This window comes from Zhongshania borealis, assembly GCF_039539625.1.
In the GTDB taxonomy this organism is placed as follows: domain Bacteria; phylum Pseudomonadota; class Gammaproteobacteria; order Pseudomonadales; family Spongiibacteraceae; genus Spongiibacter; species Spongiibacter borealis.
On sequence record NZ_BAABDM010000003.1, the window covers coordinates 113331 to 125320 of the forward strand.

11 protein-coding genes are annotated in these 11990 nt (G+C 50.5%); all 11 read left to right on the forward strand.

Annotation, left to right across the window (positions count from 1 at the left end):
- Positions 1–114: 114 nt before the first annotated feature.
- The gene (locus ABD836_RS09875) at positions 115–2415 is read left to right on the forward strand and encodes a TonB-dependent receptor (RefSeq protein WP_344935235.1); all 2301 of its coding nucleotides are present in this window, start codon (positions 115–117) and stop codon (positions 2413–2415) included.
- A 360-nt stretch (positions 2416–2775) separates the two neighbouring features.
- A complete protein-coding gene (locus ABD836_RS09880) occupies positions 2776–3957 on the forward strand; it encodes a porin (RefSeq protein ID WP_344935238.1) in 1182 nt (393 codons plus the stop codon).
- Between the two features lie 270 nt (positions 3958–4227).
- Positions 4228–5748: an acetaldehyde dehydrogenase ExaC gene (gene exaC, locus ABD836_RS09885; RefSeq protein ID WP_344935240.1), complete on the forward strand. Its 1521-nt coding sequence runs from the start codon at positions 4228–4230 to the stop codon at positions 5746–5748.
- Between the two features lie 389 nt (positions 5749–6137).
- A complete protein-coding gene (pqqA, locus tag ABD836_RS09890) occupies positions 6138–6209 on the forward strand; it encodes a pyrroloquinoline quinone precursor peptide PqqA (RefSeq protein ID WP_103683251.1) in 72 nt (23 codons plus the stop codon).
- 55 nt (positions 6210–6264) lie between these two features.
- Entirely contained in the window at positions 6265–7263 is a 999-nt protein-coding gene (gene pqqB, locus ABD836_RS09895; RefSeq protein ID WP_344935242.1) for a pyrroloquinoline quinone biosynthesis protein PqqB, read from the forward strand.
- Positions 7260–8042, forward strand: coding sequence for a pyrroloquinoline-quinone synthase PqqC (gene pqqC / locus ABD836_RS09900; RefSeq protein ID WP_344935244.1), 783 nt, complete (start codon positions 7260–7262; stop codon positions 8040–8042). Before pqqB ends, pqqC begins: the two co-directional genes overlap by 4 nt.
- Positions 8039–8311: a pyrroloquinoline quinone biosynthesis peptide chaperone PqqD gene (pqqD, locus tag ABD836_RS09905; protein WP_344935246.1), complete on the forward strand. Its 273-nt coding sequence runs from the start codon at positions 8039–8041 to the stop codon at positions 8309–8311. The genes pqqC and pqqD overlap by 4 nt, the downstream gene beginning before the upstream one ends.
- A complete protein-coding gene (gene pqqE / locus ABD836_RS09910) occupies positions 8283–9446 on the forward strand; it encodes a pyrroloquinoline quinone biosynthesis protein PqqE (RefSeq protein ID WP_344935249.1) in 1164 nt (387 codons plus the stop codon). The genes pqqD and pqqE overlap by 29 nt, the downstream gene beginning before the upstream one ends.
- Positions 9443–10504: an ABC transporter substrate-binding protein gene (locus ABD836_RS09915; protein WP_344935252.1), complete on the forward strand. Its 1062-nt coding sequence runs from the start codon at positions 9443–9445 to the stop codon at positions 10502–10504. The genes pqqE and ABD836_RS09915 overlap by 4 nt, the downstream gene beginning before the upstream one ends.
- 34 nt (positions 10505–10538) lie before the next feature.
- On the forward strand, positions 10539–11255 hold the full coding sequence (locus ABD836_RS09920) for an ABC transporter permease (RefSeq protein ID WP_344935255.1): 717 nt from the start codon (positions 10539–10541) through the stop codon (positions 11253–11255).
- Positions 11252–11983 (forward strand): ABC transporter ATP-binding protein, encoded by a 732-nt coding sequence (locus ABD836_RS09925; RefSeq protein WP_344935257.1) that lies wholly within the window; start codon positions 11252–11254, stop codon positions 11981–11983. Before ABD836_RS09920 ends, ABD836_RS09925 begins: the two co-directional genes overlap by 4 nt.
- The last annotated feature ends 7 nt before the right edge of the window (positions 11984–11990 follow it).

The window sequence follows — 11990 nt, forward strand, 5'->3', positions numbered from 1 at the left end:
CGAATAAGACGAAAGTAGTACTTCGCACCTCAGTTTAACCACTTTGGTTGGATTGTAGCTCCGGGCCCAGTCCGTAAGCTTGGTGGTTTATAAACTGTACGGTGGAGAATAATAATGAACAGTTTAGTGGCCTTTACTCAGCGGCTTTTGCTGGGCGCTGTACTCGCGGCTGGTGTCACGCCTTTGGCTGTTGCTGCAACTGAAAAGCCGGCTCTTGAAAACGTGCGAGTGGTGGGTATGTCGCCGATGGGCGTAGGCTCGCTTACCGAGCTTTCGCCGTTTCAGGTGCAAATATTTTCGGCGGCGGCGTTGGCAAAAGGTAAAACCTACTCGGTCGCAGGATTTCTAGACCAGCACGGCGGTGGCATTTCGGTGAACGATGCCCAGAATAATCCTCTGCAACCAGATATTCGCTTCCGTGGCTACGCCGCATCGCCGCTACTGGGCTCCGCGCAGGGCTTGGTGGTGTATTTTAACGGCGTGCGAGTTAATGAGTTGTTCGGCGATACCGTGAACTGGGATTTATTGCCCGCAAGCAGCGTACAAGAAATGGCCTTGGTTGCCGGGGTTAATCCTATCTTTGGTCAAAATGCGCTCGGTGGCGCCATCGTGATTAAAGGCAAGACCGGTTTTACCGCGCAGGGAGGTGCTGTAGAACTCGGCGTTGGTAGCTTTGGCCAATCTGCTGTGGCGGTGTCTCAGGGTGCTCATGGTGAGCATTGGGGTGGATTTTTATCGTTAGAAAAATACCAAGAAGACGGATGGCGCGATTATTCGCCGACTGAGGCGCGGAATCTCTATGGGGCGCTAAGTCGGCACGACGAGCAGAGCGAGTTGGATGTGTTCTTTAATTTTTCAGACACTTATCTAAAGGGTAACGGCGCGGTACCCCTGGGTTTGCTGGAAACCGACCGAGAGGCGGTGTTTACACATCCCGATTTAACTGAAAATCAAATGAGTATGACGAATATCGTTTACTCGCGCTGGTTGGCGGATGATGTAAAGTTCTCTTCAAATATTTTCTATCGGCAAGTTTACAGTAATAGTTTTAACGGCGACGGCACAGAGTTTGAAGAGTGCGACGGCGTAAACAGTGATTTTCTATGCGAAGACGATAGCGATGAATTGGCGAGTGATCAATTTGGTGAGCCGGTGAGTAGCGAGTTTGACGCGGTGAATAATATTAGTCGTCGGCAGCAGCGAAGCTGGGGCGCCAGCGCCCAGTTGTATTGGCTCTACGAGGCCGGTGGGGTAAAACACCACATTACCATGGGCGCTGATTATCTGGCCGGAATCACTGATTTTAACTCACAGGTCGAGTTTGCCAGCTTAACGGAAACACGATCGACCACGCGCTCTGGCTTATATGATGGTGAAGGCTTTACCGTGTTGCGCGCGAGTAGCGACATGGCGGCGTGGTATTTTTCCGATACGTTTCGGTTTAGCGATAGCATGAGTATAACGGCCATTTTACGTTATAACGATGTTGGCGTTGGCGCCAAGGATTTGAGTGGCGAGCGACCAGAGTTAACTGCGCGGCATCGCTACAGAAGTCTGAATGGCGGTATTGGTGCACGCTGGTTAGTGAGCGAGGCGCTGAGTGTTTATGCCGGTTTGTATCAATCGTCTCGCGCACCAACGCCGGTAGAGTTGGCGTGTTCGCATCCCGATGCACCCTGCGTATTACCCAATACCTTCCTCGCCGACCCGCCCCTGAAGGATGTTGTTGCTCGCAGTGTTGAATGGGGGCTGAGTGGGGAGCTGCAGCAATCTGCTATCGCATTGATATGGAGTGCGGCACTGTTTACGACAATTAATCGTGATGACATTCATTTTCAAACAGTAGGCGGTGTTTCGTCTAACGAAGGCTTCTTCACCAATATTGGCGATACGCGGCATCAGGGACTTGAGTTAAACGCCTCGCTAAATCGTGGTAGGTGGCTAGTGGACGCAAGTTACAGCTATCTGGATGCGTACTATGAAACGGCTTTTACCTCTTTCTCACCGAATCACCCAAATAGCGTTAATGGCGCGCTGCAAGTAGATAAAGGTAATAAAATTCCGTCAATTCCCGAGCACAGCGCCAAGCTGTCACTCGCTTACCAATGGACCGAAAAACTCAATAGCAGTCTTGCGATAAATAGTAGTAGCGGTGTGTATTTACGTGGCGATGAAGCCAATGCAGATGACAGGACATCGTCATATACGGTGGTGAATGCTGGGGTGGAATATCAGCTTCTAAAGAATATGGTGTGGCATATTCAGGCCAAGAATATATTTGATCAAGACTATGAGCGTTTTGGTTTGTATGGGGAACCCGACGAAGTAATTGATGATCTAGACAATGAAAGTCCACGTTTCCTAAGTCCAGCAGCACCGCGTAGTTTGGCGCTAGGGGTAAAATACAGCTGGTAAGACCTCGTCTTCGTCTCGGTAAAGCACCGGGGCGAAGGATACCTTCTGCGGCATATCTCCCTTCCTGAATCTAAGTCCTTTGCTTACCGGATTTTTTGATACTTAGCTTTCGAGTTTTGTCTCGTATAGGGCAATGTCAGGCCTAATCAGTCGCGGCATTTAATCCTTTAGAAGTAGCACTTTATTGCCGGGGTCTCATAGCCAAAAGACATTCGATTGTGTCGCAAGGTGGTATGGGGGAATGACATAAAAGTACGCATATTAAGTGCGTCGCCGCAGAGCGGGGATATCTTTAGATGTAGCGAGCAATTTATTGCGGCGCTGATGATGGCTATACCAGCCAAAATTTTGGGGGAACTCATGAATAAGAAATTAATAATACGGCACATGGTTTCTGGCGCTACAGCGCTGGCTTTTAGTATTCCAGCTATGTCGGCTGTAGAAATTTACAATCAAGATGAAACGAGCGTATCGATAGATGCGTCGTTCAATACCTTCTTTGTGCAAAGCGATACCGATAACAATATATCTGGCGTAGATCGTACGCAGTCGCGGATCAAAATGGGTCTGTTGCCGAACTGGGTTGGATTTAATTTTAGTAAGCAGATGGGAGACCTGAAAATTGGTGGACGCTCATCCTTCTGGGTAACGATTAATGACAGCGACACAGCGGTAACCTCGACGGGTATTGATGTTCGTCAATTCTACGCGACGGTCGACGCTGATTGGGGGCAGGTGTTATTTGGTAAGGACTTCACCTTGTTCAGCCGATCAAATATCTTCTTGGATGAAATGTTGCAAGGCTACGGCGCGGTTAACGACACCTTGGGATTGATTGACGGCCAAGGCGTGTCGTTTGGTCATATCGGTAGCGGCTACCACTATCCATTCCCGCATGCACAGATCACGTATCGCAGTCCCGATTTTGCCAATGGCTTTAAACTGGCGCTTGGCTTAATTGATCCGGGTAATACCACTACCGATACCGGCGCCGGTCGCAGCAGTGAAGAGAGCATGCCGCGCATTGAAGGCGAACTTACCTACAATACCACTTTGGGCGAAGGGAATTCCCTCACTGCGTGGTTGGGATTTTTGAAACAGAGCTCAGAGAGTGACGCTGTGGGCGTTGCCGATGTTGATTCGCAGGGCCTTTCGTACGGTGCCAAATTTAAAACTGGTGGCTTGGCCTTGAACCTGTCTGGGTTCTCGGGCGAAGGCTTGGGCCTACTCCTTGGGCCCGCGACGGACTCGGCCTTGGCGTTGCAGGGTTTGATCTCTGAGAACGGGAAGGAAGTCGACAGCAATGGCTATGTTGCGCAAGCCTCGTACACCATGGGCGCTGAGCGCTATGTTATTTCCTATGGTGAAACCACGGTAGAAACCGCGACAGAGTGGAATAACAGCACCAGCCAGGTTGCCTGGTTTCACGACATAAATGCGGTATTACGCACCGTGGTGGAATACAACGTGAACACCTTGGAAATTGGCAGCAACGACGAAGAAATCAGCACAATTGCGCTGGGTCTTATCGCAAACTTTTAATACTTATCTCCCCTAGGGTCGATGCTTTCCGGGCTTTTCTCACCGAGAGAACCCGGATTTTTTGCGGAAATAATAAGCATTGTGTTCTTTGGCGCACGCGGCTGCCTTGGCTATCGAACTAGGTCTACTACTAAGTGACTAGGATCGAAGCGACCAAAGTACAGTTAATGATTGTCGTTAATCAACATAGCATGATGAATACCAGCCCTGACGACTGCTGGGCTTAATTTAGAATCGATCATGTTAATAATATAAAGCGAGGTTGGAAAAATGATATACGCGCAACCAGGTGAAGCCGGCTCAGTAATCACATTTAAGCCCCGGTACGAGAATTTCATAGGTGGCCAATGGGTCGCTCCCGTAGACGGCAAATACTTCAAAAACATCACGCCGGTAACCGGTATGCCATTTTGTGAAGTGCCGCAGTCATCTGCCGCCGATATTGATCTCGCGCTGGATGCCGCACACAAAGCGAAGGATGCCTGGGGCAAGACATCGCCCGGTGAGCGCGCCAATGTATTGCTTAAAATTGCCGACAGTATTGAACGTAAGCTTGAAATGCTCGCAGTAGCGGAAAGCTGGGAAAATGGCAAAGGCGTGCGTGAAACGCTCAATGCTGATCTGCCATTGGTGGTTGATCATTTCCGTTATTTTGCTGGCTGCATTCGCTCGCAAGAAGGGACCGCTGCGGAGCTGGATGAGAATACCGCTACTTATCACTTTCATGAGCCACTGGGCGTAGTTGGTCAAATTATTCCTTGGAACTTTCCGCTGTTGATGGCGGCGTGGAAATTGGCACCTGCATTGGCGGCAGGTAACTGCGTGGTAATGAAGCCAGCAGAGCAAACGCCAGCAAGTATTCTTGTGCTAATGGAAGTGATTGCGGATGTACTGCCTGCTGGTATCGTTAACATTGTTAACGGCTTCGGTAAGGACGTGGGTGCAGCTTTAGCCACTAGCCCACGTATTGCCAAAATTGCCTTTACCGGGTCAACCGCAGTGGGCGAGCAAATTCTTAAGTACGCCGCCGACAGCATGATTCCGTCTACCGTAGAGCTCGGTGGTAAATCACCCAATATTATTTTTGAAGATGTTTTGAATTACGAAGAAGACTACATCAGCAAATGCGTTGAAGGCACGTTGATGGGTTTCTTTAATCAAGGCGAAGTCTGCACCTGCCCGTCGCGCGTACTGATTCAAGAGAGTATTTTCGACGAGTTTATGGAGCGGGTAATGGTTCGCGCGCGAGAAATTAAGCAGGGTAATCCGCTGGATACTGAAACCATGGTTGGCGCACAGGCGTCCTTGCAGCAGCTGGAGAAGATCCTCAGTTATATGGAAATCGGTCGCGGCGAAGGCGCTGAGATGTTGATTGGCGGTAGCCGCAATGTTTTAGAGGGCAATCTTGCTGGTGGTTACTATATGCAACCGACTTTGATGCGCGGTAACAATAAAATGCGCATTTTCCAAGAGGAAATATTTGGACCAACACTGGGTGTAACCAGCTTTAAAGACGAAGCAGAGGCATTGAGTATTGCTAATGACACCGAATATGGTCTTGGTGCGGGTGTATGGACGCGGGATATGAACCGGGCATATCGTATGGGTCGAAGCATTCAAGCTGGTCGGGTGTGGACTAACTGCTATCACGCCTACCCAGCTCACTCCGCTTTTGGTGGTTACAAAAAGTCAGGTATTGGCCGCGAAAATCACAAAATGATGTTAGATCACTACCAGCAAACCAAGAACCTGTTGGTGAGCTATAGCACCAGTCCACTGGGTTTCTTCTGAGTCTAGGCTGGTATTAATCGCAGCGGTTTACAACGCTTAGCGGGCGCGCTTTGGAAGTGAAGGCTATTGTGACGCCGTAGTACTAATGCGTGATTTGAATTGGCGCGGCCTATGTCAGGGGGCGCGCTGGGCAATGGTAGGACGTTGTATTTGCCGCGACTTAAGGTCGCGGCTTTTTTTTGCCTATTTTGTGGCTACCAGGTTTTATTCGTTGGATTTATGGTCTGTTGGCTCCAGTGCAATCTAGCACTAAAAGTCGTCGAGTATAGTCCTAAAGTACAGTGTTCGCGCCGAGGCGTGGTGCTTACTATCGAAGGGTGGCAGAAACACGACTCCCGGTTCTCTGCTGCACAAACTCAATAATTACTTGAATAACAGAGGTCAGTCTTATGTGGATTAAACCAGCGTACCAAGATCTGAGATTAGGTTTTGAAGTCACTATGTATTTTGCAAACCGTTAAATTTGCTGGCCGCCTGAACCCTGTTTAGGTGGCCGCCTCAGAGAAGTAGATTGCAATGAGAGTTCATGTATTAGGTTCTGCCGCAGGCGGTGGATTTCCGCAATGGAACTGCAATTGCCAGAATTGTTACGGCGTTCGCCATGGCAAGATTCGCGCAGTGCCGCGAACCCAATCATCCATAGCCGTGAGTATCGACGGTATTTCTTGGCTGTTGATTAATGCTTCACCGGATATCCGCGCTCAGCTAGAAGCCAATGTCGCCCTCCAGCCCAAGCGTGGTTTGCGCGATACCGGCATTGGTGCCGTGGTGCTGGTCGACAGCCAGATTGATCACAGCAGCGGCTTGCTGATGTTGCGCGAGGGCTGCCCCTTTGATGTCTATGCCAGTCGCATGGTACATCAAGATTTAAGCAGTGGTTTTCCTATTTTTACCATGCTGGAAAGCTGGAGCGGCGGTATCAATTACCGCGAACTGGCCATTGATGGCAGCGCCGTCATCCCAGATGGCTTTGACGGCCTGCGTATCACCGCCGTGCCAATTTGCGGAAAAGCGCCGCCGTATTCGCCTCATCGTCACGACCCGCACCCCGGTGACAATGTCGCGCTCTATATTGAAGATGTAAACGCAGGGACCAGCGTGCTCTACGCGCCGGGATTAGCCGGGCTGGACAATAGCGTTGTCGACTTTATGCAGCGAAGTGACTGCTTATTAGTTGACGGTACATTCTGGCGTGAGGACGAAATGATCTTTGCGGGTGTCGGTACTAAATTGGCCAAAGAGATGGGCCATCTTCCCCAATCAGGTCGCGGCGGGATGATCGAAAAACTGCGCCAATTCAGTCACCAGCGCAAAATTCTTATCCATATCAATAACACCAATCCGATTCTTGATGAAGATTCCCCCGAGCGGGCGATATTAACCGGCGAGGGTATCGAGGTCGCTGCGGATGGTATGGAAATTATGCTTGAGGCATGCAGGAGTGGGGTAAGTGCAAGCCAGGCTGCGAGTCTTGATAAGGCGGCTCGGCCACTGAGTCAGGGAGCGAACCGGTGAGCCAGCTAGCGCAGAGTAATTGGCCAAACGGCGACTATAGTGCGCCATGGTCGCGGCAGGAGTTTGAACAGCGCCTGCGCGACAAAGGTCGTTTTTATCATATCCACCATCCCTTCCATATTGCGATGCATGAGGGGCGGTGCAGCAAGGATCAGATCCGCGCCTGGGTGGCTAATCGTTTTTATTACCAAAGCAATATCCCAATAAAAGACGCTGCGGTGTTAGCGAACTGTCCCGACAAAGCGGTTCGTCGTGAATGGCTGCAACGCATCATTGATCACGACGGTCGTGGTGACGATTTGGGCGGTATTGAGGCATGGTTGTATTTAGGCGAGGCCTGTGGGCTGAACCGAGATGATTTGCTCACCCACCGCCATGTATTACCGGGTGTGCGTTTTGCGGTCGATGCCTATGTTAATTTTGCGCGAAGAGCGAGCTGGCAAGAGGCCGCATGTTCATCGCTCACCGAAATGTTTGCCCCCGAAATTCATCAAAGTCGTTTGAACAGCTGGCCAGAACATTACCCCTGGGTGAATACCGAGGCCCTCGGTTACTTTCGTAAAAGATTGGGCGAGGCGCGTCGTGATGTCGATCACGGCTTAAACGTCACTTTGGCGCATTTTCGCAGCGCCGAACAACAGCAGCATGCCCTGAATATTTTGCAATTTAAGTTGGATATTCTGTGGTGTCTATTAGACGCCATTAGTATGGCTCATGTGCATATGCAGCCACCCTACCATCATCTCGGTGATGAGCAAATTGTGAGGACGAGTCTATGAACGACGTTCAGCAAATACCAACCTTACATCGGCACTTTCGCCTGCAATGGGAGCCGGTGCAAGACGGCTTTGTACTGCTGTATCCCGAGGGTATGGTGAAACTAAACGAAAGTGCCGGTGAAATCTTAAGTGCCTGTGATGGCGTGCGGTCCGTGGCTGAGATCAGTCGTTTCCTCGAAGAAAAATATCCAGAGGGTGAAGGTATTGCCGAAGATGTAATCGATTTTTTTACAGGCGCAAATGACAAAGGTTGGACGCGTTTTGTCTAGCCCTGTTTTATCCGGCCCAGTGGCACCTAAGCGTATAGGCCCGCCACTCTGGCTACTAGCGGAGTTGACTTACCGTTGCCCACTGCAATGTCCGTATTGTTCGAACCCTATTGAGTTTGCGCAAATTAAGGATGAATTGGATACCGAGCAGTGGCTGCAAGTATTGCGGCAGGGTAGAAAGCTGGGTGCCGCGCAGCTCGGTTTATCTGGCGGCGAACCTCTGCTGCGTCAAGACTTAGAAGATCTCGCCGGCGAGGCACGCAGCCTAGGTTACTACAGTAATTTAATCACCTCGGGAATGGGCTTAAGTCGCGAGCGGGTTGCTGCGCTAAAAACGGCTGGCCTCGACCATATTCAGCTTAGTTTCCAAGACAGCGATAAAGAGCTTAACGATCAGATTGCCGGCAGCCACAAGGCATTTGATAAGAAGCTGGCGATGGCGCAGGTAGTCAAAGAGTTTGACTACCCCATGGTGATTAATTTTGTTTTGCATCGCCATAATATTGATCATATTGAATCGATACTTGAGCTTTGTGTGCAGATTGGCGCCAACTACGTTGAGCTCGCTAATGTGCAATATTATGGTTGGGGCTTGCATAACCGCGCGAGCTTAATGCCCTCTAAAGAGCAGCTCCGCCACGCCGAGGAAGTTACCCAGCGTTATAGAAAACAGTATCAGCAAAAAATGCAGCTGATCTTTGTGGTGCCTGACTATTATGAAACCCGGCCCAAGGGTTGTATGAATGGCTGGGGCTCACTGTTTTTGACGGTGGCGCCAGACGGCCTTGCGCTGCCATGCCACAGTGCCAGAGATTTGCCTATTGCGTTTCCCAATGTAAAGGACACGCCTTTAAAAGATATTTGGTACGGTTCAGACGGTTTTAATCAGTATCGTGGCGATGCGTGGATGGCGGAGCCCTGCCGGAGCTGCCCGGAGAAAGGCGATGATTTTGGCGGCTGTCGCTGCCAGGCCTATCACCTGACCGGTAGCGCGGATAATGCTGATCCCGTGTGTGATAAATCCTCCCATCACCATTTGATTCAATCCGCGGTGGCGCAAGCGCAAAGTCACAATGATGTGCGACCGCTGCTGTTCAGAAATGTCAAAAATTCTCGGCAGATGGCAGAGTCATGAACGCTGTGCGCGGGCTAATTAAACGTTGCCTTTGCTTGTGCGCGGTGCTGCTAGGTATTGCCAGTTTCAGTGTGAATGCCGCCGAGGTGTTGCGCGTTGGCGCTTTAAAATACGGCACCGTGAATTGGGAACTGGACGTCATAAAACGTCACAACTTAGATTACAAACACGGTTTTGAACTGGCAGTAGTTGATCTCGGTTCACCCCAAGCGACGGTCATTGCGCTGCAAGGTGGTCGTGTCGACCTAGTGGTGAACGACTGGGTGTGGGTGAACAAGCAGAAAAACAGTCGCCGTGAATATGGCTACTCGCCGTATTCCACTGCGATTGGCGGCTTAGTGGTGTCGCCAGCTGCCAATATACATTCGCTGGCGGATTTGCGTGGCAAACGCATCGGGGTTGCCGGTGGCCCGGTGGATAAGGGCTGGTTGCTGTTTCGCGCATACAGTAAAAAAGTACTCGGAGTCGATTTAAACGAGATAAGCGATATTAAATTTGCCGCGCCGCCCCTGTTAAACCACCTATTGCTAGCGGGTGAATTAGACGCGGTGATTAATTACTGGCATTACAACGCGCGGCTCATTGCGGCGGGGATGAAAACCCTGCTGAGTACCGAGGAGCTGCTTGGGGTGTTTGGTATTGAACACAAAGTGCCGATGCTCGGCTGGGTATTTGAGCGCAGCAGCGCTGAGCGTCGACCAGAGCTAATGAATGCCTTTTTTGCTGCCTCGTTTGAGGCCAAGGCGATTCTGGCCGAGTCAGATACCGAGTGGGAGGCAATACGGCCCCTGCTAAAAGCCGACAGCTATGCGGTGTTTTCCGCCTTGAAAGCGGCGTATCGCGCAGGTATTCCTGAGCCATTGAGCCCCGCCGACGCCGTGGCGATACGCACAATTTACGGCATTTTATATCCGTCTACGGCGTCCACTTTAGTGGAGGAGGCGGGTGCAGCAACAATGATGAGCTTAAAAAATACCGAGCCCAATAGAAAAGATAAGAATAATAACTTCGACGAGGGGATGTTCTGGTGGCAGTTATTGCAGCGCCAGGAGTCTTAATGTGAATTAAGTGGTAACAGCAAAGTGGCGGTTTATGTCTTTTCTCGGGGTGCTAGTATTCTGGCAGGCCGCCGTCATGTTTTGGCATCCAGAACTGTTACCAAGCCCTTATATAATTGGGCTGCGCGTTTGGCATGAGACGGCACAGGGCAGTTTACTGGCAAATTTGCTGGCGACCTTGCAGCGTGTTGGCTTTAGCTTTGTACTTGCCATGCTGTTTGGCGTTCCCCTTGGCTTGTGGATGGCCTATTCCCGTCGAGCCGATTTGCTACTTGACGGTATTGTAACCGTGTTCATGAACATTCCCGCACTGGTCGTTATTATTCTGTGCTTTTTGTGGCTGGGCTTAAATGAGGTGGCTGCGGTAGCTGCGGTGGTGATTAACAAAATACCAGTTATTGTGGTGACCCTGCGCGAGGGTGGTAAAGCCATTGATAGCAAGCTGATGGCGGTCGCCAAGGCCTTTAATATCTCGCGTTGGCGAACTCTCTGTAAAGTGTACCTCCCGCAACTATACCCCTATTTACTGGCGGCAACCCGCGCTGGACTGGCCTTGGTCTGGAAGATCGTGCTGGTTGCTGAGCTATTGGGTTGCAGTGATGGGGTGGGCTTTCAGCTGGGGATTTATTTTCAATACTTTGATATTGCCGGTATCTTGGCTTACACCTTTGCCTTTGTCGGTATTGTATTGCTGCTTGACGGTTGCGTGATCCGCCGCTGGGAAAATGCCGTTATGAGGTGGCGACAATGATGAATGTGCACATTGCAGAAAAACGCTATCCTAATGCTAGCGTGCCCATTATTAAAGACTTGAGATTTGCGCTTAATAGCGGTGAGTTCGTGGCTATTGTAGGTCCTTCCGGGGCTGGTAAGAGCAGTTTGCTGAACCTTATTGCCGGTATTGATTGCAAATTTGAAGGTAGTATTCGCGACCAAAGAACGAGTTTAACGCCGTTAAACGTGGGCATGATGTTTCAGGAGGCGCGGCTAATGCCGTGGCTCACTTTGCTTGAAAATGTCTGCTTGGTGTCAGAATCTCAAAAGAGTACACTGACTATTCAGCGCGCGCATACGCTCTTAAATGATGTAGGGCTGGCCGGCTTAGCGGATCAATATCCTAATCAACTCTCTGGTGGCATGCAGCGTCGGGTGGCCTTGGCACGGGCGCTGATGGCCGAGCCCGATATAATGCTACTCGATGAGCCCTTGGTGTCGTTAGATCAGCCGGCGGCAGCGGAATTGCGTGAATTATTGCTCAGTGTCTGGCAGGCGCGACAATTTACGGTTGTCTATGTTACCCATCAATTGGACGAGGCTGTTGCTTTGGCCGACCGAATATTGTTTTTGTCGACTTCGCCAGCAAGAGTCATTAGAGAAGAAATCATCGAATTACCGCGTCCACGTCGACGTCAGGATATTGACGCCTTAAATATCGACTTAGCTGACCGCGTCGATCTGCTGAATGGACGCATGGCATAGCGATTTA